General features: G+C 36.7%; 23 protein-coding genes. 11 read left to right on the top strand and 12 right to left on the bottom strand.

All coding sequences use genetic code 11. From position 1 onward, the window contains the following. Positions 1-6: 6 nt before the first annotated feature. A complete protein-coding gene (locus tag AACU98_RS13250; protein WP_004245028.1) occupies positions 7-696 on the bottom strand; it encodes a helix-turn-helix domain-containing protein in 690 nt (229 codons plus the stop codon). 230 nt (positions 697-926) lie between these two features. Here AACU98_RS13250 and AACU98_RS13245 point away from each other — a divergent pair, with 230 nt between their 5' ends. From AACU98_RS13245 to htpX, 5 genes are all read left to right on the top strand, one after another. Continuing rightward, positions 927-3,263, top strand: a complete 2,337-nt coding sequence (locus AACU98_RS13245) for a molybdopterin-containing oxidoreductase family protein (protein WP_161734882.1) — start codon at positions 927-929, stop codon at positions 3,261-3,263. 2 nt (positions 3,264-3,265) lie between these two features. Then, positions 3,266-3,817 carry a 4Fe-4S dicluster domain-containing protein gene (locus AACU98_RS13240; protein WP_004245030.1) on the top strand — a complete coding sequence of 184 codons (552 nt, stop codon included), beginning with the start codon at positions 3,266-3,268 and terminating at the stop codon, positions 3,815-3,817. A gap of 2 nt (positions 3,818-3,819) precedes the next feature. Next, on the top strand, positions 3,820-4,632 hold the full coding sequence (locus AACU98_RS13235; RefSeq protein WP_161734878.1) for a dimethyl sulfoxide reductase anchor subunit family protein: 813 nt from the start codon (positions 3,820-3,822) through the stop codon (positions 4,630-4,632). A gap of 223 nt (positions 4,633-4,855) precedes the next feature. Further along, the gene (locus AACU98_RS13230) at positions 4,856-5,416 is read left to right on the top strand and encodes a LemA family protein (RefSeq protein WP_004245032.1); all 561 of its coding nucleotides are present in this window, start codon (positions 4,856-4,858) and stop codon (positions 5,414-5,416) included. A 59-nt stretch (positions 5,417-5,475) separates the two neighbouring features. Next, on the top strand, positions 5,476-6,441 hold the full coding sequence (gene htpX / locus AACU98_RS13225) for a zinc metalloprotease HtpX (RefSeq protein ID WP_004245033.1): 966 nt from the start codon (positions 5,476-5,478) through the stop codon (positions 6,439-6,441). Between the two features lie 92 nt (positions 6,442-6,533). On the opposite strand, the gene AACU98_RS13220 is transcribed toward htpX, so the two are convergent. From AACU98_RS13220 to AACU98_RS13205, 4 genes are all read right to left on the bottom strand, one after another. Beyond that, the gene (locus AACU98_RS13220; RefSeq protein WP_004245034.1) at positions 6,534-6,716 is read right to left on the bottom strand and encodes a DUF2526 family protein; all 183 of its coding nucleotides are present in this window, start codon (positions 6,714-6,716) and stop codon (positions 6,534-6,536) included. 88 nt (positions 6,717-6,804) lie between these two features. Beyond that, positions 6,805-8,034 carry an MFS transporter gene (locus tag AACU98_RS13215; RefSeq protein ID WP_074561595.1) on the bottom strand — a complete coding sequence of 410 codons (1,230 nt, stop codon included), beginning with the start codon at positions 8,032-8,034 and terminating at the stop codon, positions 6,805-6,807. Between the two features lie 189 nt (positions 8,035-8,223). Next, on the bottom strand, positions 8,224-8,994 hold the full coding sequence (locus tag AACU98_RS13210; protein WP_004245036.1) for an ABC transporter permease: 771 nt from the start codon (positions 8,992-8,994) through the stop codon (positions 8,224-8,226). Further along, positions 8,991-9,932: an ABC transporter ATP-binding protein gene (locus AACU98_RS13205; protein WP_004245037.1), complete on the bottom strand. Its 942-nt coding sequence runs from the start codon at positions 9,930-9,932 to the stop codon at positions 8,991-8,993. Before AACU98_RS13205 ends, AACU98_RS13210 begins: the two co-directional genes overlap by 4 nt. A gap of 848 nt (positions 9,933-10,780) precedes the next feature. Between AACU98_RS13205 and can the strand changes: the two genes are divergently transcribed. Continuing rightward, positions 10,781-11,434: a carbonate dehydratase gene (gene can, locus AACU98_RS13200; RefSeq protein ID WP_004245038.1), complete on the top strand. Its 654-nt coding sequence runs from the start codon at positions 10,781-10,783 to the stop codon at positions 11,432-11,434. A 56-nt stretch (positions 11,435-11,490) separates the two neighbouring features. Here can and hpt read toward each other — a convergent pair whose 3' ends face one another. Both hpt and cueO read right to left on the bottom strand, forming a co-directional pair. Beyond that, a complete protein-coding gene (gene hpt, locus AACU98_RS13195; protein ID WP_004245039.1) occupies positions 11,491-12,033 on the bottom strand; it encodes a hypoxanthine phosphoribosyltransferase in 543 nt (180 codons plus the stop codon). 158 nt (positions 12,034-12,191) lie between these two features. Continuing rightward, complete coding sequence (gene cueO / locus AACU98_RS13190) at positions 12,192-13,772, bottom strand: multicopper oxidase CueO (RefSeq protein ID WP_004245040.1); 1,581 nt, start codon at positions 13,770-13,772, stop codon at positions 12,192-12,194. Positions 13,773-13,984: 212 nt separating this feature from the next. Between cueO and AACU98_RS13185 the strand changes: the two genes are divergently transcribed. Continuing rightward, positions 13,985-14,335 carry a YacC family pilotin-like protein gene (locus AACU98_RS13185; RefSeq protein ID WP_004247264.1) on the top strand — a complete coding sequence of 117 codons (351 nt, stop codon included), beginning with the start codon at positions 13,985-13,987 and terminating at the stop codon, positions 14,333-14,335. An 84-nt stretch (positions 14,336-14,419) separates the two neighbouring features. Here the strand turns inward: AACU98_RS13185 and AACU98_RS13180 are convergent, their stop codons facing one another. Next, on the bottom strand, positions 14,420-15,460 hold the full coding sequence (locus tag AACU98_RS13180) for an AbrB family transcriptional regulator (RefSeq protein ID WP_004247263.1): 1,041 nt from the start codon (positions 15,458-15,460) through the stop codon (positions 14,420-14,422). A gap of 113 nt (positions 15,461-15,573) precedes the next feature. Here AACU98_RS13180 and AACU98_RS13175 point away from each other — a divergent pair, with 113 nt between their 5' ends. Beyond that, entirely contained in the window at positions 15,574-15,984 is a 411-nt protein-coding gene (locus AACU98_RS13175) for a GNAT family N-acetyltransferase (RefSeq protein WP_088206807.1), read from the top strand. Between the two features lie 30 nt (positions 15,985-16,014). Here AACU98_RS13175 and AACU98_RS13170 read toward each other — a convergent pair whose 3' ends face one another. From AACU98_RS13170 to AACU98_RS13160, 3 genes are all read right to left on the bottom strand, one after another. Then, complete coding sequence (locus AACU98_RS13170; protein ID WP_161734875.1) at positions 16,015-17,808, bottom strand: hypothetical protein; 1,794 nt, start codon at positions 17,806-17,808, stop codon at positions 16,015-16,017. A gap of 213 nt (positions 17,809-18,021) precedes the next feature. Next, a complete protein-coding gene (locus AACU98_RS13165) occupies positions 18,022-18,654 on the bottom strand; it encodes a helix-turn-helix transcriptional regulator (RefSeq protein WP_004245045.1) in 633 nt (210 codons plus the stop codon). Positions 18,655-18,717: 63 nt separating this feature from the next. Next, positions 18,718-19,353 (bottom strand): TetR/AcrR family transcriptional regulator, encoded by a 636-nt coding sequence (locus AACU98_RS13160; protein WP_004247259.1) that lies wholly within the window; start codon positions 19,351-19,353, stop codon positions 18,718-18,720. A 235-nt stretch (positions 19,354-19,588) separates the two neighbouring features. Here AACU98_RS13160 and AACU98_RS13155 point away from each other — a divergent pair, with 235 nt between their 5' ends. Further along, entirely contained in the window at positions 19,589-20,800 is a 1,212-nt protein-coding gene (locus tag AACU98_RS13155) for a Tm-1-like ATP-binding domain-containing protein (protein WP_036908345.1), read from the top strand. Between the two features lie 16 nt (positions 20,801-20,816). Then, positions 20,817-21,644, top strand: coding sequence for a phosphoenolpyruvate hydrolase family protein (locus AACU98_RS13150; protein ID WP_004247257.1), 828 nt, complete (start codon positions 20,817-20,819; stop codon positions 21,642-21,644). Positions 21,645-21,728: 84 nt separating this feature from the next. Here the strand turns inward: AACU98_RS13150 and AACU98_RS13145 are convergent, their stop codons facing one another. Then, positions 21,729-22,628: a diaminopimelate dehydrogenase gene (locus AACU98_RS13145; RefSeq protein ID WP_036908347.1), complete on the bottom strand. Its 900-nt coding sequence runs from the start codon at positions 22,626-22,628 to the stop codon at positions 21,729-21,731. Between the two features lie 198 nt (positions 22,629-22,826). On the opposite strand from AACU98_RS13145, the gene AACU98_RS13140 reads away from it, so the two are divergent. Continuing rightward, the gene (locus tag AACU98_RS13140) at positions 22,827-24,167 is read left to right on the top strand and encodes an MATE family efflux transporter (RefSeq protein ID WP_004245051.1); all 1,341 of its coding nucleotides are present in this window, start codon (positions 22,827-22,829) and stop codon (positions 24,165-24,167) included. The last annotated feature ends 197 nt before the right edge of the window (positions 24,168-24,364 follow it).

Raw genomic sequence — 24,364 nt, 5'->3', positions numbered from 1 at the left:
GCAATATTAAGATAATACATGGCGAATTTTTGCTTTTAATGCATTACCTAATTCTATTTGGTTTTCAGGTTTAATAAATCCCATGGTCAATGCGGCTGCGACCATTTCACCTTTCCTATTAAATACAGGACATGCAATAGATTGAGCCCCAGGAATACCTTCAGCGGGTTGTTGGCGAATAGCAAAACCTTGTTGATGTATACTGTTTTTTTGCTGTATTGATAAATCAGCATCAATTTCTAAATGACTAAAGACTGCATAAGTCGCGCCTGCCGCACTCAATTTATGTGGAACGGGTGTATTTGGCAGAAAATCAATATCGACATGTTTAAAACTACGATTATATCTCACTAAATAGAGCTTCTTACCTTGAGCAATAACAAGTCCTGTTGACATATTATGCTCATCTCTAAATTCACAAAGTCTTTGATTAATTTCATCAACTAAAGAGAGGTTTGTGTGTGTTGCCTCAGCCAGCATTATAATTTTGCTACCTAAACAATACTGCCCTCCTTCACTCTCTTGATAGAGCATGTCACTACGGCAAAGAGACACTAAATATTTATGTAGACGACTTTTTGATAGTGAGCATGCCTTAGCTATCTCAGAAGAGCGTGCAGCACCTCCTTGAGATGCTAAAAACTCTAAAATAGTCACTGCGATATCAACAGAGTTAACCCCTTGAGAATTCTGCATTTATTTCTCCACGCCTAAGCCGTTATTTATCTTTATTTATGACGATATTTGTTTGTTCTTTTTTTATTCATTTTTATAGTTATTCACACTAAAAATTTTATGAAAAATAAGAATATAAATCATTTTCTGTTGATTATCTTCTTTATTTATCCTTGAATGATCTAACTCAAGTTTATTATTAATGAACTGAGTTTATATATAGTTAACATTGTTATGTGTGAGAATGTCCTATGTATAAAAATAAACAGTGGGAATTAGATAGAAGAACGCTATTAAAAGGAATGGGAGCTATTGGTTTGGCAGCTCTTTCCCCTAATGCGTTTAGCCTAGCTAATGAAAATAAACCCATATTTAACCAGAAAACTCGGATAAAATTATCTGAATATCAAACTTTTCAATCCACCTGTGCAATGGAATGTCTCCATTGTAACCTAACCGCTTTTACTCATCAGGGAAAACTAATCAAAATTGAAGCTACAGAAGGCTTTAATGTCAAATGTTGTTTACGAGGAATTAGCCGAACTAAATGGGTATATCATAAGGATAGACTCACTACACCTTTGCTACGTGTTGGCGAAAAAGGTAAGGCTGAGTTTAAACCTATTAGCTGGAATGACGCTTTAGATCTTATCGAAAAAAATATTCGAGAAACTATCGATAAATATGGCAACGAAGGGCTTTTTATTTCTACTCACGCTGGAAATATGGATTCCATCAAAAACGATATGGGTAAAGCCTTTTTCGACTATTTAGGCGGTTCTACAAAACAAGCCGGCTCTTTATGTTGCTCTGCGGTTACTGCAGCTATGATCCCTATGGTTGGCCTACGCTATGCAGATACGCGTGATACGGTAAAAGATAGCCGTTATATTCTATGTTGGGGCAATAACCCAGCAGTAACTATGCACGCCTACTTTAAAAATTATAATCAGGCTCGCCGTAATGGTGCCAGAATGGTAGTCATTGATCCGCGTTTTAATGAAACCGCAGCCAAAGCTGATGAGTGGATCCCCATTATTCCGGGTACCGATACCGCCCTTGCATTAGGAATGATCAAATTAATCATTGAAGAAAATCTTACAGATAAACCTTTTTTGCGTGCCCATACCGGAGCGGTGTATTTAGTCGATGAACAACAAAAACTACTACGTGATTCAGCTAATGATAAAGATAGCTATTTAGTCTTTGATACCCTAACTCAGCAAATTGTTCGCCATGATACCCCCAATATTGTACCGGCGTTAACTCATGATGAACTGCCAAATAAAATAAATTACACCACCGTTTTTGAACAAATCTATTTGCAAGCTAAACCCTGGACTATCGAAAAAACCAGTAAAGAAACAGATATTCCACAAGAGACTATTATTCGTTTAGCTCGAGACTACGCGACAATAAAGCCTGCAATGATTGTACAAAATATGTCTGGCGCACAACGCACTGAATTTGGTGCCTATGTTGCAGCAAGCCAGTTTTATCTTGCTCTATTAACCGGCAATATTGGTAAGAAAGGCGCGGGTATTTGTGATGCCGGTGGCGTGCGTCAGATGGCAAAATTTAATCCTATTATTCCCCCTGCACCAAATGTTAAACCCATTAATCCTATTCCTGTTGCAAAAGTGGGTGAATGGATAGTCAACGAAAGACCCCACCCGATTAATTTCTGGTGGATCATGACGATGGGGGTGATGACACAATTACCCAATACCAATATGGTACGTAAGGCGCTAAAAAAAGTTCCTTTTGTTGTCGTAGCCGATAATTTAATGTCATCAACAGCGCTTTATGCCGACTTAGTACTTCCAGTGACAACCATTTTTGAAGATACAAGTTTAATGGCTGGTGTGCGTAGCCAATATGTTCAATTAATGGAAAAAGCCGTTGAACCACCAGGAGAAGCAAAGCCTGATTATTGGATTTTTGCCCGCCTTGCTGAACGCTTTGGTTTCGGTGACGTATTTAATCAACCTATTGAGCACTATATTGATACTTGCCTCGCGGGATCGGGGATTACGCGGGAAATGCTAGAAAAAGGGCCTGTACGACCAGTAGAAGGCGATTGGATCCCATTTAAAGACGGAATATTTCGTACATCAACCCAAAAAGCACATTTCTTTATTGAAGAATGGCAAGATAAAAACTACTCCCCTATAGTCACTTATTATCCAGTAAAGGAATCGACAACAGGCTCCCCTGAATTAGCAAAAAAATATCCGTTAATGGCTGTGCAACGTAAGCTAGCACGTAGTGTTCATTCAAGCCATGGGATGAATGAATGGATTTTAGAAGTACAGCGTAATCAACCCAATATTTTAATACATCCTAATGATGCGTTATCTCGTGGAATAAACAATGGTGATTGGGTGTTTGCTTTTAATGATAGAGGTGAACATAGAGCAATAGCCATTGTCACCACACACATAAAACAAGGTGTTGTTTCTCTTGATAATGGTTGGTGGGAACAACAAGGGGGGAGTAGTAGCCATGTAACAAATGACCATGTTGAACCTTTAGGTAATGGTCATTGTTGTAACAGTACCCTAGTTAATGTGAGACGGGAGGCATAATCATGGCTAAAAAACAGTATGGTTTTCTGATTAATAGTAAAGATTGTTATGGCTGTCGCACTTGTTCGATGGCTTGTAAATCAGAAAATGTTACCCCTCCAGGAGTCTTGTGGCGTAGAGTACGCGAATTCAATGAAGATCTACCCAATGCGCAAGCTTTTATCACTATGTCCTGTAATCATTGTGACGATCCACAATGCTTAAAAGTATGCCCTGCCGATACTTATACTAAGCGAGCTGATGGGATTGTGATACAGGATCATGACAAATGTATTGGTTGCCAAATGTGCATTATGGCATGCCCTTATAATGCGCCGGTTTACGATCCTGTAGAAGGGAAGACCAGTAAATGTAATATGTGTGCCGATAGAATAGACGAAGGCTTAAAACCTCGCTGTGTTGAATCTTGTCCAACTGGTGCCATTGAGTTTGGCGAAATTGAAGATTTGCGCCAAAAACATATCACAAATTGGGCATTATTAGAAAAACGTTATGGGGTTCCTGATCATACCATCAGTCATCCTAATATTGTCATTATTGGTATGGAGGATTAACCATGCATGATTATCAAATGCCTTTGGTTCTATTCACCGTAATGAGTCAATGGGGGATCGGTGCCGTACTTGCCTTATCTCTTTATCAATGGCAAACACAAAACTCCGCCATGTTAAGCCCCAAAGCGTTACGTACAACGATTACCCTTATTTGGTTAATTGAAGTAATTGGTTCTTCTATGTCAATGGGACACCTAGGCGATCCTCTCGGCGCTTATCGCTCAGTACTTGGTGTTGCTCACTCATGGTTAAGTCGTGAAGCTATTGCCTTTGTTATGTTAAACGGTTTAATTTCCCTCTGGGCATTAGCAAGTTGGCTACAACCAAATAAAATACGCCGTAATAGCCTACTAGGTCTGTTCTGTGGCCTTATTGGCTTACCCGTTATTTTAATAACAGCACAAATTTATTATCAAATGCAAACACATGCGTTATGGCATACCCCCGCAACACAAATAAGTTTTATTGGTACGGCCCTATTATTGGGTTTTGGCTCTGTTATTCCTTGGTTACAGTTGCAAGGTAAAAAAACCATTCATACATTGCATTTCGGTGCTTTTATCGGCTTACTGTTAGTATTGATGGGATTAGTAATACGAGTTCAAATTTCAGGTGCTAACGTAGCGAGCTTATTGTTATGGTGGCAAGTCATCGCCAGTTTAATAATAGGATGTGTTATTATCACACTATCTCGTAGCTCTTTGTTTACAAAGGCTTTAATATCAATTATTACTATTTTTATCCTTTTTAGCGGTGAAATCGCCGGCAGAATGCTATTTTATGGCAATGTGATGTCCCAATCACCTTGGTTTTAATTTTTATTTTCCCTAACATGAGTCCTATTTATTTTGCCCCAAATTTATTTGGGGCTTTTTTATACTTCAAACAACATTCTTTTTAAGATATTAAGTGACATATCAATATTCTTTTTCTCTTTGATGAAATAATCATCTAGCTATCTTGAATAATAATAGGCAAAATTAACATCAATGAGTTAGCTAAATTCCCTGTTTATTATTAGAAAAGAGAGCGCTTCACATGACTGGATTAATTATTACCATCGCGTTATTGGGTCTTATTTTTTATTATTACAACCGTATTATCTCTATGCGTGAAGCGGTTATCTCAAGTGAAACAGAAATATCGGTACAACTCGACCGTCGTGGTAAAGTGTTTGATAGCTTATTAGCTACAGTAAAAAAATATCTTAGTCATGAAGCCGATGTTTTTACTAAAATCACCGAATTAAGAGCTAAAACACAAAGTAGCAATAACCAAGAAGCAAAAGCGGCAGAAGATGAGCTATCAAAAATTGTTTCAAGTGGTGCGATTAATGTCGCTGTTGAAAACTATCCTGAACTAAAATCAGATACTATCATGGCTAATTTACAAGAAGAGATTGTCTCAACAGAAAATAAACTCTCTTTTGCTAAACGTGGCTATAACCGTACCTTAGAGCAATATCGTGCGTTTATCGCCTCTATCCCTGCGGTATTTATTGTGAAGATTTTTCCAAGTCTCGTGATTAATAAAGAATACTGGCGTCTTGATGAAACAGCGATTAAATCAGAAGAAGCGCGCCGTATTAACTTTGATTAACACCACGCACCATAGCTTATACATAAAATAATACGGTAGATATTATTGGAGAATAATAAATGGATTTCAGAAATGTACTGCGAAAAAATGCCATTCGCACTCGGTTTGTGATAGTCACCTATTTACTATTAATGCTAATGATCGGCTTATTAGTTGATAGCGCGATAGGTGCCAATCCTCATTTAAGTTTAATTGATAATATGCTGGCATTTCTGACATTCCAATCACTACCTATTGCTTCATTGATTATTGTTGCCATTTCAATTGTGTTGCTGATTATTGTTCACTTTAAAGGGCATAAAATCATGTTGACGGGCATGAAAGCACGATTAATTAATTCTGAAGAGCCATTAAATGCCCAAGAGCGACAATTATTAAATATTGTGGAAGAGCTTAGTTTAAGTGCGACTTTGGGTTATATCCCTAAGCTTTATATTTTAGATACACCAGAAGCCAATGCCTTTGCTGCCGGCTGGTCTGAAAAAAATGCCTTTATTGGTGTCACTCGTGGGTTATTAAATCAACTTAATCGCCAAGAAATACAAGCCGTATTAGCCCATGAAACAGGTCATATTATTCATGGTGATACCCGTTTAACGCTGTATGTGGGTATTTTAGCAAATGTTATTTTAACGGTAACAAATATCTTTGGTAGCCGCTTATATATAGCCTCTGGTAACCGTGGTGGTAAAAGTAATGATGCCGCCAGTAAAGCACGATTGATTTTAATTGTACTCAACGTTGTTTTACCCATTATTACTCAAGTGCTCTATTTCTATTTATCGCGGACACGTGAATATATGGCAGATGCGGCAGCGGTTGATCTTACCCAAGATAATCAATCAATGATCAATGCACTAAAGAAAATTGCAGCACAACACGAAACTGAAAATTTTGAAGATGGCTCTACAGGACGAGCATATCGCAAAGCAGCCTTTATTTTTAATAAGGGAGACTCTCTTTTTTCAACCCATCCTTCGATTGAAAATAGAATAGCAGTGCTCGAAGGAAAAAAGACTTTTTAAACCAACAGATTAAAACAAAAGCGTTTATCCATTATTATGGAATAAATACATGAAATAAACGCTTTTTGATTATTCTATCATTATAAGGTTGCTTAGCGCTGTTTTTCACCATGATGAAAAATAGCCGTGCGTAGACGCTCTTGCTGTTCATAACGCTGAGCAAAAGCTATTGTGTTATCTTTACCTAATTCCACCAGCAATTCGTTCATCGTTTGTATGCTAGCACTGGCAATGGCCTCATCAACCTGCTTAATCACTTCCTCATAATGAGACATAATTATTCCTCTTTTCCTATAAAATACTTATTAACTATCATATAACAAGAAAGGAGACGTTCTGTATTTTTAGTCATAAAAAAAGTGATTAAATGGAATTAAGTGGTCTATTTTTGGTTTCTTTACCTAATAACATAACCGCTAGTATCGCTATCACAATGGAAAGGCTAAAAATAAGAAAAATAGTGCTTATGTCAAATTGATATTGCACTAAATAGCCTACCATCAGTGGCCCTAATATTCCGCCAATACGGCCTATTGCCGTCGCCGTTCCAGCGCCTGTAGCTCGTATACCATCAGGATATTGTTCTGGGGTATAGGCATATAATGCCCCCCACGCACCTAAATTAAAAAATGATAACAACATACCAAACACTAATAGTGTGGTTGTGGAATCGGCTACGCTAAAATAGTAAGCACTAATCGCAGTACCTGCTAAATAAGTGATTAACACAAACTTACGACCATAACGTTCAATAAACCATGCTGCGGTAAAATAGCCCGGTAACTGAGCGAGTGTCATGATCAACACATATTGAAAGCTTTTAATTAAACTAAAGCCTTTTAACATTGCGACACTCGGTAGCCATAAAAAAATGCCATAATAAGAGAACACCACACAAAACCATAATACCCACAACATCAGTGTTGAACGGCGATATTGAGGTGACCAAATCAATGCCATTGATTGGCGAAGAGATAAACGATTTTGTAATAATAACTGCGTGGAACTGGGTTCTGGTAACTTTGAACGCAAATAGAGTGCATAAACTGCGGGTAGTGCGCTCAATAACATAGCCATACGCCAGCCATAATCAGGAATAATAAAATACGCTATTAACGCGGCAATTAACCACCCTACCGCCCAAAAACTCTCTAATAAAACAACAATACGACCACGCTCATGAGCTTTAACACTTTCACTCACCAATGTAGAAGCAACGGGTAATTCTCCGCCTAAGCCCATACCAATAAAAAAGCGTAAAATTAATACCACCATTAAGGAGCTTGCTAATGCGGTAAAACCGCAACCAAGGCTAAATAGCAGCAACGTTAAGATAAATACCGGTTTACGACCTTTTCTATCGGCCATAATGCCAAAGACAAAAGCACCTACGGCCATACCGATAGAATTAATACTGCCAATCCAACCTAATTGCGCTGCTGTTAATCCCCAATCTTCTTTTAACGCCGTTAATAAAAAGGCGAGAAGCCCCACATCCATTGCATCGAAAGTCCACCCCATTCCGGCAATACATAACAATTTACGACGAGAAAGTACCGTTGGTTCTTTTGCTGTTTCGCTTGCCACTGCCATGCTTCTATCCTTTACCATCCCAAAGTTCTTTGTTTAGTATACTAAACAAAGAAATTAGACTTGTTAATAGCAAAAGACAAATTTAAATAAAATTTAACATAACTGAATGAAATTTAGCTAAAAAAAATCGGCATCTGTTGTTGCAGACACCGATTTTAATTTTTATTACCTTAAACACTAATTTGTAGATTAGCTTCTTAAACCGCGACCTTTTTCAATTAAGTACCAGGCTACGATATAAAACACGGCAATAAACAGGCATAGTACCGTGATTGTCACCGTTAATGACACATCAGTGATCCCTAAAAAACCATAACGGAAACCGCTTATCATATAAACAATCGGGTTTAATTTAGAAACACCTTGCCAAAATGCAGGTAATAAGGAGAGTGAATAAAACACACCTCCTAAATAAGTTAATGGCGTTAAAACAAAGGTGGGAATAATACTAATATCATCAAAGGTTTTCGCAAAAATGGCATTCAACAATCCTGCGAGAGAAAAAACAATCGAGGTCATTAATAATGTCACCACAACCATTGTCCAAGAGTGTATCTCTAGTGGTACAAAAAATAGTGAAACCAGAGTGACCAATATCCCAACACAAATACCACGGGCGACACCACCACCCACAAATCCGGCAATAACAACATGGGTCGGTACTGGCGATACTAATAATTCTTCAATACTACGTTGGAATTTAGCGCCAAAAAATGAAGAGGAGACATTAGCATATGAGTTTGTGATCACCGCCATCATAATCAAGCCGGGAACAATAAACTGCATATAATCAACACCGCCCATATCACCAATACGCTTACCAATTAAGTTACCGAAAATAACAAAATAGAGCGACATCGTGATAACAGGAGGAATTAAAGTTTGTACCCAGATACGACCAAAACGGGTCACTTCTTTAATCCAAATCGTCTTGAGGGCTACCCAATACAACTGAATCATTCCCTCTCTCCTTTTTCTGTTTCTGTATGATCTTCATTAACTAAATGCACAAATAACTCTTCAAGGCGGTTAGCTTTATTACGCATACTTAAAACTTGAATACCTTGTGCATTGAGCTGAGCAAAAACCCCATTCAATCCTTGCTCTCTTTTCACATCAACTTCTAGTGTTGATGTATCGACTAAACGATATTGGTAATTTTGTAATTCAGGTAACGGACTTTTTGCCGCTAAGTCTAAAATAAAGGTTTCAGACTCTAATTTACTTAATAAACCTTTCATACTGGTGTTTTCAACCAGTTCACCACGCTGAATAATACCAATATTCCGACACAGCATTTCTGCTTCTTCAAGATAATGTGTGGTTAATATAATAGTGGTACCCTGTGCATTTAAATGTTGTAAAAACGTCCACATTGAACGACGTAATTCAATATCTACTCCCGCCGTTGGCTCATCGAGGATCAGCAATTTAGGCTCATGCATTAATGCACGCGCAATCATTAAACGCCGTTTCATTCCCCCAGATAAAAAACGTGCTCTATCATCTTTTTTCTCCCATAAATCTAATTGGGTTAAATACGTTTTTGCACGCTCTAATGCCACTTTACGTGGTACACCATAGTAGCCAGCCTGATTAAGGACAATTTGTAATACGGTTTCAAAAGGGTTGAAATTGAATTCTTGTGGCACTAATCCGAGTTGTCTTTTAGCATTAACCATATCGGTATCAGTGTCATAGCCAAATACTTTGACTTTACCACTGCTCTTATTCACCAAAGAGCTGATAATCCCTATGGTGGTCGATTTTCCTGCACCATTAGGGCCTAATAGCGCATAAAAATCCCCCGCTTCTACGGTTAAATTAATTCCTTTAAGCGCTTTGACACCATTATGGTAAGTTTTCGTTAACTCGGTTAACTCCAATGCATAAGTCATAAGTGGAAATTACCTTTTATCAACTGCATTATTCAGCATTGACTGAGCTGAAATCAGAAATAGCTATTCAACTAAGCCTTACTCCCCTGAGTGCAAATCAGGATAGGTATAGAAAATGGGCTTAGTTCAATAGGATCAAAATGGAATAAGATATTCTAGAGAAAAATAAGACGTAAATAAACCGTTTTACAGATAATGCCTCAAACAGATAAATAAATTTTATTTAACTATTTTAATAGTCAACAGAGCGAACACTGCAATTACTGATCAATAAAAATGACGATTAATTGTAGCTATTTTCCAGTATTAATCTCAATAAAAAGCCAATAATAACTAAATGTTATTATTTAGCCTGTTTGATAGCAATAAATTTATTGGCCTTATTACTCAATCTGACTGATAGATATTATCATGCGCTTTATTACCTCCAATAATTTATCAATAAAAAACGGACAGATACCGTTAACAGGTTTTATCCTCATCATTCGCCAGCCCAAATAAACATTAATATTTTTTATGAAAAAATAATTACCCTCGATTATTCAAAATAAGAATAATCGAGTTAACAATCAGTTATCTTTTTATACATTTGATTTACATCAAATAATGTGTTGATAAATTCATTAAACAAATACTGTAAAAAGTTCTATCTTATTTGAAAGCAAAAATAGACAAGCAATTAACTGTCACTTGGCTCAAAAAAAGCCTTCTGATTCATTTAAAAGTAATGGTATAAAAATACCCTTTCTTTATTGAGCTTAAACATCCAACAATAACACTAAAGCTATTTCGTGTTGGCCTACTGTCAGCGCAAATGGTGGGAAACTGAATTTACAGGCAGTCACATCATGATGAGAAAAATTGAAGAACTGTTAGCCAACAATAAACAATGGTCAAGTTCTGTTACAGAAGAAAACCCGCAATTTTTTAAAGAGCTGAGTAAAGGCCAAAAACCTCATTTCTTATGGATTGGTTGTTCAGACAGCCGCGTCCCCGCTGAAAAATTAATTAATGCCGCCCCTGGTGATTTATTTGTACACCGCAATGTGGCAAACCTTGTGATCCACACCGACTTAAACTGTCTTTCTGTTATTCAATATGCCGTTGATGTCCTACAAGTTGAGCATATTATTGTTTGTGGTCATTATGGCTGTGGTGGTATTGAAGCTGCTATTGAAGGGACTGAACTGGGCTTAATTAATAACTGGTTACTGCATATCCGTGATATCTGGTATAAACATAGCTCCATGTTAGGTGAACTCGCACCACAAGATAGATTAAATTTACTCTGTGAACTTAACGTGATAGAACAAGTTTATAACCTTGGTCACTCAACTATTATGCAAGCCGCATGGAAACGTGGACAAAAAGTGATGATCCACGGTTGGGTTTACGGTTTAAACAATGGTGAATTACACGATTTAGATATCACCTCAGACAGTCGTGAAAAACTAGAACTCTCTTATCGCCAAGCTATTGCAAAATTAAGCCATCCACGTTGATTTTCTAATATTAAACCCGCCAAAGCGGGTTTAATATACGATATAAATCAACAAGATTATTCATCTAGTAGCGTTACGTGACCAATATAAGGTAGGTGACGATAACGTTGTGCATAATCAATGCCGTAACCTATAACAAACTTATCTTCAATAGAGTAGCCAATCCACTCTACTGGCACATCCACTTCACGACGTGATGGCTTATCAAGTAGCGTACAGATAGCAATAGAAGCAGGCTCACGTAAACTTAAAATCTCTTTAACACGGTTTAAAGTATTACCTGAGTCAATAATATCTTCAACAATCAGAACATCTTTACCACGAATGTCTTCATCAAGATCTTTAATGATTTTAACGTCTCTTGTTGACGTCATTCCATTACCGTAACTTGATACTGTCATAAAATCGACTTCATGTGGCACTTCAATTTCACGACATAAATCCGCCATAAAAATAAAAGAGCCTTTTAATAAGCCAATTAAGACCAAATCGTGTTTTTCTTGACGAGAACGATAATGTTCTGTGATTTCACGACCTAATTCAGCAATACGCTGTTTGATCTCTTCTTCAGAGATCATGACATCAACAATATGTTTCATGATTTATTTCGATTGGGTTAACGGGGAAAGCAACCGATTGTACCAGAATTTCTATCATCATGCGACGTTGTCAATGAAGGAAAATAAGGGAATAAAATATTAGCTTTACTCCCTTTGCAAACTTTTATCGCTAATTTTGTTACTTATTACAGTAAAAATTATCGACTCACCGTAAAGCCCGCCATCATTCCTGTATCTTCATGTTCTAATAAGTGACAGTGAGCCATAAATGGGTGTTCCTTTGTCGCTAAATGGTCAAATTTTACAAGGATCTCGCTAATTTGCCCTTCCACTCTGACAATATCTTTCCAACCTTGGCGATGTTTTTCAGGTTTACGCCCATTTTCCGATAAAATACGAAACTGTGTTCCGTGAACATGGAATGGATGTAACATCATGTCGCCACGACCAGAAACCAGCCAGCGTTCATAAACCCCTTGTTTAACATCAAATGCAGGTTCGGTCATTGAGAATGGGATCCCATTGATGCTATTTGCATTATAAATATCGACATCCGCAGAGCCATGACCGCAATTCATGCCGCCCCCCATCATGCCATTTCCATTGCCCTGACGCATATGACTCATACCGTGGTGAATTCCCGCTAACGCTTTATCACCGTAACGCTCCGTTAGCGCCATCATACCTTGCATATCTAAACGCATATCCATACGTAAATGTAATGAACGTGTCGCAATATGACTTAGTGATGGTAATGCAGGAATTAAGGCTAATTGATCAGGTAAAATACCTACCGCTTTTTCTGCTGAAGGCAGTAGACGTAATACAGGTAATACATTATCAAATGGCGCTAATACCATCCCCATTTGTCGGACAGGTAAAGTGACAATATCGAAATCACGTCCATCTGAGGTATCAACCAGTACTTCAAAACGCTCCCCCATTAAAATAGGGAGTTCTGTCACTTTGACTGGTTCCGCTAATAACCCACCATCGCTAGCAATTACATACATTGGTCGGCCATCACTGGTGGCTAAATTAAGACTACGTGCATTACAACCATTGAGGAAACGTAATCTAATCCAACCTTTTGGTACAATGTGTTGCGGTTGAATCGCACCATTAGTGAGCATCATGTCGCCAAACCAACCTACTGCAGCACTCATCACATCAAGTTGATAGTCAATTTGACCGTTACTGTCTAAGCGTTTGTCTTGTAAAATAACCGGTAAATCATCCACTCCCCAGCGGTGAGGTAACTTTCGCTTGGCCGTTTCGTCATCCTCGATGATCACTAATCCCCCTAACCCCATTGCCACCTGTTTTCCGGTGATCCCATGAGTATGGGGATGAAACCAACATGTCGACTCCGCTTGATCTGGCGTAAAAGTTACTGTTCGTGATTTACCCGGTGCGATAGTCGCTTGAGGACCTCCATCTTGTTCACCACTTATCTCAAGACCATGCCAATGCACCGTCGTAGTCTCTGGTAGCGTGTTATTGATCTCAATAGTAACAGGTTCACCACGTTTTAATTTTAATGCTGGGCCTAATAAGCTACCGTTATACCCCCAAGTAGTTGTACTTGCTGTAGCAGTAAACTGGGAAACACCTTGTTGGATATTAAGAACAATCTTTTGTTGTTTGTCTGGGCTAATTTGAGGTGGAATAGCGAGTGAAGGCGTGTTAGTTTGGGCGAATGCGAGACGGCTCCAACTTGGTAATAGTGTGACGGCGCTTAATGTTGCCCCTAATTTTAAAAATTCACGACGTTGCATAATGTATTCCTTTGAATAAAATCAATTACTCTATATTTGTCATAATTAGGTAAATAAATTTATCGATAAACTATTGAGCAATGCTAAAGTCTCCCCTTACTGGAAGGTCAAATAGAAACCACACAAAGCAACGGGTCTTTGCAAAACTTTTAACTTAATTAAGTCAAATAACAAATCTTGTGAAATCATCACATATAGGAATGTCACCACTAATGAAAAAAATGTTCGCTTTGTTCTGCACTGTTATTCTTTCTTTTGCCACGCTTTTTTCTTCTAGTGCAAAAGCACTCACTTATACTCAAGCAGAAGACTTAGCTGATTTAACCGCGGTATACCTGTTTTTAAATAATGATTGTGGTTATGAGCAGATCTCAAAACAAAAAATAGAACGAGCGCTGATTATTTTTTCACAATCTCAGCAGTGGGATGTCTCTAATTATTCAATGCTCCCAATGAGCAAGCTTAATGAAGATAGTTATCAGGATTTAAAAAATATACAAATTGCTCATAACAAAAAATGTCAACTACTAGCCCAAAAATCACTTAGCTTACTAAACTATTAATTGTATAAAAAAGCCACTCTATCAAACTGATACAGTGGCTTTTCAATTTATTATATCTGTCGATATCTTACTGTTATTGCTATTTTACTCACGTTTTCTTTTCTGCTTTCGTTCACTGTAAAACAAGGCAATAGAAGGAATACTTTGAATGATCAACATGCGCAATATATGATTCGACATCACAAAAGCCGCATCGACATTCATAGTGATCGCGGCAAATGTCATTGCTTCCATACTTCCCGGTGCCCAAGCTAATACCAGCGTTGTCCAGGGAGCCCCTGTTAAATAAGCCGCGCTCAATGCAACGATCACCGTTAAAATAACGTTGATAATGACCACCTGCACAGAGGAAAAAGCATTTTTAATTAACGAAGCAAAAGGAAAAACCACAAAATGTGCGCCAATATTCATCCCAATTAACACCATGCTGAGTTCATTTAATAGCATTGGAAAAGCAATCGGCTCACTGACAAAAGATTGTACCAATATTGCACTGCCTAATGATGTCAACATAAACGGTGCTGGAAAATGAATTCTCTGTAATAAAAGCCCAGATACTAGCCCTAACGCGACAATTAATAATAACCACATCGATGACAACAGTGTCATTTCAGGTAATGTAAACTCCGTAAGAGTTGCTTTATCTGAGCCAACAATAAATCCAGCCATAATAATCAATACGATTAAACGAATAGTATGAGAAATAACAATTTTTTGTGGTGGTGTTTTGGTATGATCTGTTAAAGCAAGAATAGCCGCCATCGCGCCAGGTACAGCACCTAACATAGCCTCTTCTTTTGTCCAACCAATATGACGATGAAACCATAAGAAACTGACAACAAATTGAATGGCTAAACAAATAACGAGGATAATCAAAAGAAGCACTAAATTATCCGCACTCCCTAAATGTACTTGGTTAAACATCAATCCAACAGAGGTGCCTAAGGTCAGTTGGATAAAAGTCAGTGTATGCTTAGGAACAGAGAGCTGCCATTTAAAACGATAAGCAATAATAACCACGACGATTGGCCCAAACATCAACGCCATCGGTAGACCAGATAATGTTAATAACCCACCAATTAGTGCACAAAACAGAATTCCCGGTAGTTTTTTTAAAAATGACATGTTGTGTTATCCAGTTTTTTTAATTATGGTATCAATCCTATCACTGGTATAAATATTTAATAAACAAATAATGATAATTTAAATATTATTTTTATTAATATTAAGAGCTAATTATGTCATTAAAAATTACTACCGCCCCGACGACGAATGAAATCAACGAAATTTATGAAGGCTTATTAACACATAACCTTCAGTATATTCAGATGGAGCAATATACGCCCTTAGCCGTTTTTAAAGAGGAAAATGGTAAAAAAATAGGTGGGATCACTGGTGATATATTAGGTAATTGGCTACGTATTCGTTATCTATGGGTTGATAAGGCCTATCGTGGTAACAATATTGGTACAGAATTACTGCAAGCAATGGAAAATACAGCTAAAAAGAAAGGTGCCAAATATGCTGAGGTGGATACTTTTAGCTTTCAAGCCCTGCCTTTTTATCAAAAGCAGGGATTTGAAATTTTTGGCACCTTAGAAAATTATCCGATTAGTGACAAAAAATATTATTTAAACAAAGTATTATAAATATTTTATACTATAAAATATTTATTTTCCTTATTCAGATGAGAACGCATAGTCGCTATCTATTATGTTAAATCCATCTACATTTAATTGTGTAAATACTTGATCTTCCATTAATTCAACAATATCAGCATATTTTATATTATCTTCTTTTAAATTACCCTTATTTATATTATCTTCATCTAGTTCTTTTTCATCCTGAATATAAGTTAAATTATATATTCCTTTCCCTATTAATTTACCTCGTTCTATCTCTTTCAGAAGAGGAGTTAAAGTATATATTTCGTTCGATTCTAATTTACCTAGTTCTAACCCTTTCAGAATAGAAATTAAAGTATATATTTCGTCCCATTCTAATTTATCTAGTTCTATCCCTTTCAGAATAGAACTTAAATTATATATTTCTTTTGATTCTAATTTACCTAGTTCCATCCCTTTCAGAATAGAACTTAAATTATATATTTCTTTCCATTCTAATTTATCTAGTTCCATCGTTTTCAGAATAGAAATTAAAGTATATATTTCGTCCCATTCTAATTTACCTAGTTCCATCTCTTTCAGAATAGAAATTAAATTATATATTTCTTTCCATTCTAAATTACCCAGTTCCATCTCTTTCAGAATAGAAATTAAAGTATATGTTTCTTTTCCTCCTAATTTATCTTTTTCTATTTGTTCCAGAATAGAAGTTAAATCAGATATTTCATCGCCTTTAACATATTTATTTAATTTTCCCTGAATAATTTCACTTACTTCAGAAAGATTACGTTCAGAATCTAACTTGACATTATTAGTACTATTAACTCCATCAAGATCATCATCATCCCACTCAAAATCCCCCACAAAATAAGCGACATTATCATCTGTACTTTTATCCATTATTATTTCTTCACCACCATAAAACTTATTTATATATTCTTCAATCCAAATATTTTGCACTTTATTAAGTGAATACTTATATACGCAATCAATATTCGCTTCATTAAGAATTTCACCCATTATACTTTCTTCATAAAGAATTTTATTCATTATTTCCCGTAACTGTACTGGAAATTCTTCTTTAAGCTGCTCTACCTCTACCATAAGAGGAAGATTATATTTTGAAACACAGACTAGAAAATTTATTTTAGACAGAAATTTTTCTTTCTCCTTATTACTTGAAAAATTAGCTAGTATTCTTTCATTGCTATTTTTAAATCGAGTTTCATTATCATACCTTACCAACACTTCATTAAATATTTTTATAACATCTTCTTTTTTTATTCTTTCAACTCTTTCCTTAATAATATTTTTAAATTCATCCGCCAGACGATTATAATCTGTATTTGATGAATTTCGGCAAAAGGCCTCCGCTCGTTGCAACTCATTTAAATAATTGAAAAAACTATATCTATCTTTAAAACTTGAATTTTCATTCTCTATTAAAGAGAGAAAATGGTTTAGGTTATGATATTCAGCTGTAATTGTAGCTATCTCAGCTTTTTCCTTATCTACTGTATCTTTTTTTATTAGTTTATTATTAAACTCATCTATCTTACACTTTAAATCTTTCACCTTAATCTTTAAATCAGTAAGTGTTTCAGTATATCTATTTAAATTTCCATCTCTATTACTTATTCCCATTCTACCGGTTTGGCTAATTGCAAAAAACATTGTAAATCGTTCCATCATATGAATAACTTTTTTTATAAAACTGGGCTTAGCCGTTGTATTAGAAATATCCTTTATTTTCTTTGCAATAGTTACATAACATGATCCTAAATAATCTTTCTTAGTAGATAAGACTATTCCCTTATCAAATACATCAACACCATTAACTCTATTCATTTTATTGCCCTTACATTAACAAATTAACTGTTTATTTTATTCTTTTTATCAATTTATACTTACAAAAATAACACAGTAGTAATTAATTAATCATTTACAATAAAAATCACATTTAATTTAAAATAGAAATAAAAAAAGATATCAAAAATGATATCTTTTTTTAGTTTAATGATTTGTATTCCGCTGTAATTTAAAAAATAACTTATCGTTTAATCATTCTTTTAAATCGTTATACACTGTTGCTCTTGAAACACCGAGGTATTGCGCAGTAATCTCCATTGCTTTGCGAAGTGAAAGATAACCTTCATCCTGTAAACACAATAGCAATTCGCGTCGTTGATGCGGTTTCAATGCTCTTGGTGTCACTGAATAAGTTGCAGAAAATTCATCAATACGTTTTTTCAACGAATCTTCTGTTACTGAGCTAAAAGTTTCAATGATATGATTTCCCTCTTCAAGAGTCGAAAATTGATTTAATACCATTTGTAAACCTTTAATCATCGATATATCAATATTTAAACATAAAGCAGCAACATAATTGCCTTGTTTATCTTTAATACCAATCGATGTACTTTTAGCTGTTCTACCATCAGGAAACTGATTAGGATAGTTTGCAACAATTTGTGGAAAATCAGACGATTCAATCCTTGCCATACCTAGCTCAGTTGCTCTATCTCCCACTTTTCGACCTGATAGATTATTTTCAATAACCATAATGGTATTTTCACTATCGGTCAGATCATGAAGTACAACTTCACAAAAAGGCGATAATGTTTTACCAATGCCCTGTGCAATATATTTTAGTTGTTCTACCAGCCACTCTTGGTCTGCAGTTTTGTGTGACATAACGATCCTACAATAGCTAAAACGTAAATGATTTATACAATTTTAACCGATTTATTCAAATAATTAATCGTTATCTATCGGAAAATCTGACTTTGCCTGATTTAAAATAGCTTTAGCCATCCATTGGGTCATATCAATGACCTGCTGATCATCCATTTTCCAGATATCTTTCATTACTAAAAAAACTTCAGAACCATAAATAAGTGAGAAAGCTTTTATCACTTTATCCCACATTTCTTGCGGATAATGCGCTTTTAATGGTTCGATGACTTTAAGTAAGATCTCTTTACGATGACCACGAATAAATCGTTTTTCTGTATATTCGCTTGATTGCCGCTCTTTAGCCCACTGCTGTAATGAAACCTGCAATGCGCCACGCAACGCCCCTTCATGTTTAAACATTTGTGGATAAGCAAGATTGAGCAACGCAGTAATACGCTGTTGTGTATTATCTTCTGGAGTGGGCTGCCATGCAATGATCGGTGCTAAACTTGCATCAACAGTAGCACTAATTAAATCACTTTGAGTGGGAAAATAGCGATACGCCGTTGCCCTTGAAACACCAGCATGTGCTGCAAGCTCTGATACGGTAGGTAACATCCCTTGTTCAAAAAGTTGCAATGCCGTTGTCACCAATAATTGGTAGGTTCTTTTTCGAGTACCTGACATTGTATCTATTTCATTACGACTAAAACTCATAAAAATTCCTTCGCTATTACTCCACTTTTCGTGGCTACTATACTGATTTTAAGAACTATTCTTAATACGATTAAAGTTTACTTTAGGCGATTGAGTGTACCTAAGCGACATTTAAAAGAGAAAAAATAAAAATAATGAGACATGGGTCTCAAAATAATGCTATTATAAATGAAACTCAAGTCTCATTGTGATTATAATCTACACGTCAATAATCATAAAAGGTAAGGGAAGGCTTATGAAACAGTATGCTGGCTTCATTTATATTGCGACTACGCTTGATACTAAAAGCGCTGAAATTTTTTATGTCAGTGAATTAATAAAAAAAGCAGGCCTTCCTGTCAAAACCGTAGATTTGACAACCAAACCTACAGCATTAGAAAGAGAAGCCGACGTCACAGCTGCACAAGTTGCTAGTTACCATCCAGATGGAAAAAACGCCGTGTTTTGCGGTGACCGTGGAAAAGCTATCGCAGCAATGTCCGTCGCTTTTGAACGTTATTTAACCCACTGTGACGATGTCCTCGCTATTTTAGGATTAGGCGGCTCAGGGGGAACGGCATTGATTACACCAGCAATGCAATCTTTGCCCATTGGCGTACCTAAATTGATGGTATCGACTATGGCTTCCGGTGATATCTCCGGATATATCGGCGCTAGCGATATTTCAATGATGTACTCCGTAACAGATGTATCCGGCTTAAACCGTATCTCTCGTAAGGTATTGAGAAATGCGGCCAACCAAATTGCCGGCGCTGTTTATTTTTACCAAGAAGAAAATAGTGTTGATAAACCGGCTGTTGCATTAACGATGTTTGGTGTAACTACGCCTTGTATTCAACAACTAACTAAAAAACTTGAAAATAATTATGACTGTTTAGTTTTCCATGCGACGGGGAGTGGCGGTAAAGCCATGGAAAAACTGATAGACAGCCACTTACTTCATAGTGTTCTGGATCTAACAACAACCGAAGTATGTGATTATTTATTTGAGGGTGTCCTTGCTTGTGATGAAGATCGTTTTGGTGCCATCGCCCGCACTAAAACACCTTGTATCGTCTCTTGTGGCGCGTTGGATATGGTGAACTTTGGTCGCCCTGCTACCGTTCCTGAGAAATATAAAGATCGTCATTTCTATCACCATAATTCGCAAGTCACCTTAATGCGCACAACACCAAGGGAAAATTGTCAAATGGGGATCTGGATCGCTGAAAAATTGAATCAGTGTGAAGGCCCACTGACGTTTATTTTTCCACAGGGCGGTTTTTCTGCTTTAGATATTGAAGGGGGACCATTCTGGGATCCTCAAGCAAACCAAGCATTTTTTGATGCATTTATAACAACATTTAAAGAGACCGAGACTCGTCAATTAGTCATCAGTCCATATCACATAAATTCTGCTGAATTTAATCAGCAAGTTTATGATTTACACCAGGAACTTATTTGTTAACCACGGAGAAAGAAGTATGACTTATTCACGTGAAGTGTTACTCAAAAAATTTAATGACATGATCGCACGTAAAGAGCCTATTATTGGTGGCGGTGCGGGAACAGGCCTTTCCGCAAAATGCGAAGAAGCAGGCGGTATCGATCTGATTGTTATCTATAATTCAGGTCGTTATCGTATGGCGGGTCGTGGCTCTCTGGCAGGATTATTAGCCTATGGCAATGCCAATGAAATTGTTATGGATATGGCAAAAGAAGTATTGCCTGTTGTAAAACAGACACCTGTACTTGCCGGGGTTAATGGTACAGATCCATTCTGCAATTTTGATAAGTTTTTAGATGACGTTAAAGCCATCGGTTTTGCTGGCGTACAAAACTTCCCAACCGTTGGTTTAATTGATGGTAACTTCCGCGCTAATCTAGAAGAAACGGGTATGGGTTATGCTCTTGAAGTAGAGATGATCCGTAAAGCACATGAAAAAGGCTTACTCACAACACCTTATGTTTTTAGTCGTGAAGATGCCATTGCAATGACACAAGCTGGTGCAGATATTATTGTTCCTCATATGGGTTTAACCACTGGTGGCAATATTGGTGCAGAAACAGCCGTTACTTTAGATGATTGTGTCGCCCTTATTAACGATTGGGCAAAAGCAGCAAAATCCGTACGCTCTGACGTGATTGTACTTTGTCATGGTGGCCCTATAGCAACACCAAAAGATGCGCAATATATCCTTGATAACTGTCCTGATTGCCATGGTTTTTATGGCGCAAGTTCAATGGAACGTTTACCAACAGAAGTCGCTTTAACTGCAACAACAAAAGAGTTTAAAAATATTAAACGCTAATCTCAAATCATCAAGTTTGCCTAAGCGTTGATCCTATTGCCCACATCATGTGGGCAATATTTTATTTGCAAGAAACCTAACTGATTACACCAGTTTTGCGATTAATGTATTTAAATCCCCTGCTAAAAAATCAACGGGGGGAATTTCAATCACAGTATAGGCACCCGCTTGTTGTTTCATACTTGCTCTGGCTGCAGAAACCATAAATTGAGATGTTAATGCTGGATTATTAATATGCATAGCATATTCAAATAATTGATTGTGTGTTTTGCCTGACACCCCTTTATGGGTCATTTGTACTCCGTGACCAACATCTTTTAAGCTATCAACACTATCAACTTGTTTAATATGTGTTTCATCAGATGAGAAATAGCTGTCGGCCTTAATGGCTTGCTCAACCTGTGCAAAGTTAGCACCCGCTTCTAATTCAACATAAACCATACGCCGATGAACACCAGTACCTAATGGAATAGTCATTGATAGTGCATCTCTTACACCATCAATAGCTTTAGCGGCAACACTATGCCCCATACTCATACCGGGACCAAAATTAGTGTAGGTAATACCTTTAGGTGCCATAGCTAACATTAAGGTACGAATAATAGAGTCTGAACCCGGATCCCAACCCGCTGAAATCACTGCAACACGGTTATGCTTTTTCGCCACCTCATCCAGTTCTGTTTTTAATGCAACGATATCACTGTGGACATCAAAACTATCAACGGTATTAATACCTAAGCTCAATATCGATTTAGCCAAATCTTTAATGGCTCTCGTTGGTGAACATAATAAAGCAACATCCACCTTACCTAAGCTTTTAATATCATTTGTTACCGTTATATTTCGCAGTTCATCTGGAATATTTTGACTATCACGGCGAACCACCCCCACTAACTCAAAATCAGGTGCTGCAAGTACTGCATCTAGTGCAAAGCGCCCAATATTGCCATAGCCCACAATAGCGACTTTTATTTTAGTATTCATTTATTTCCCTGTTCTCGTTGTTAATCATTATTGAATGATAATAATGTTTAATAATCAACGAATAAACCATATAAAAAGTTTTTTTGCTACTGGTTCATCAATTTAGCTATTCCCTTATTCATAAAGCATGTAAAATCGCTCCACTTTCCTCTGATTATATTTACAACACTATTTCACTCGTTTTTAAGAAGGTTTTCAATGCATCAATCTGATGTAGCGGATCGATCACTTTTTTCCCTTAGCTGGCCTATTTTTATTGATATTTTTCTTCATCTTGCCACGCTATTGATTAACACTTACATGATAAGTCATGTCTCTACTGCCTATTTAGCTGCAATGGGCGTAGGTAACCAAGTTTTTGATCTTTTTATCACCATATTTAACTTTATTAGCGTGGGATGTAGCGTTGTTATTGCTCAATATTTAGGCGCCGGTAAGCGCGATAAAGCCAGTCAAGCTATTCATATTTCTATCGCCTTTAACTTTTTGCTGGGCTTTAGTAGTGCCATTATTATTCTCTTTTTTGGCTACAACATTCTAAATGTAATGAATACGCCAGAGCATTTAGTACAAGATGGCTATAACTATCTCCATATTTTGGGGATTTGTCTTATTCCTGAAGCAATTTCAATTATCTTAGCAGCCTGTTTGCGGGTTTATGGTAAATCGAAAGCGGCGATGTATGTGACGTTAATTGCCAATATTGTCACTGTTATCGGCAATATGATTGTACTATATGGTTTCTTTGGGCTTCCACAATACGGTTTAGTGGGTGTTGCATGGTCAACAGTTGTCGGTCGTATTATTGCCGTTGTCTTATTATGTGGTCTTTTATTCTATGGATTAAGAATTAAATTCGATATAAGACTATTAGTGATTTGGTCTAAAAATATGTTAGCCAAAATTCTACATATTGGTTTACCTGCTGCAGGTGAAAACCTAGTGTGGATTTTACATTATATGACCGCCTCTGCCTTTATAGGCTTAATGGGAGAAGTTCCTCTCGCCGCACAAACACTCTATTTCCAACTATCATTATTCTTAATGTTATTTGGCATTGCGATTAGCATTGGTAATGAAATATTAGTCGGTCATTTAGTTGGTGCAAAACGATTTGATGATGCATTTACACGGGGTTTTAAAAGCCTAAAAGCAGGTGTGCTATTTACTATTGGCGTGGTGATTATTTATTGGTTTATGCGTGATCCTATTTTGTATTCTATCACCGAAGATCAACGCATTATCGACCAACTGTTGCCTTTATTTATTTTATCGGTCTTTTTGGAGCCTGGGCGTACATTTAATATTGTTATGGTTAATGCGTTACGTGCAGCCGGAGATGCCAAATTCCCACTCATTACAGCCGTTTGTTTTATGTGGGGAGTTGCTATTCCTATTGGCTATTTCCTTGGTATAAAAATGGAAATGGGTTTAATTGGGATTTGGATAGGTTTTCTTTGCGATGAGTGGCTACGAGGCTTAACAAATGCATGGCGTTGGCGCTCTCGTAAATGGCAAGCTAAGCGCTTAGATATTTGATGCTCTTTCAAGGCCTAATAATATTATTAGGCCTTGAGAAACTAGCTATAAATAAGTTAACTTGCTACATTATTCATTAATGATTTTAAATTTATTTAAGCTTTATAATTCATGCTTATCATTTTATTTATCGCCATTTTTTACAAGATTTTTATCTTTAGCCAGTGAACGACTAACCGTCTCATTTATACTATTTG

The organism is Proteus sp. G4380, from assembly GCF_963885725.1.
Classification (GTDB): Bacteria; Pseudomonadota; Gammaproteobacteria; order Enterobacterales; family Enterobacteriaceae; genus Proteus; species Proteus mirabilis.
The sequence above is the reverse complement of the archived record's forward strand: the minus strand, read 5'-3'. Positions and strand labels throughout refer to the sequence as shown.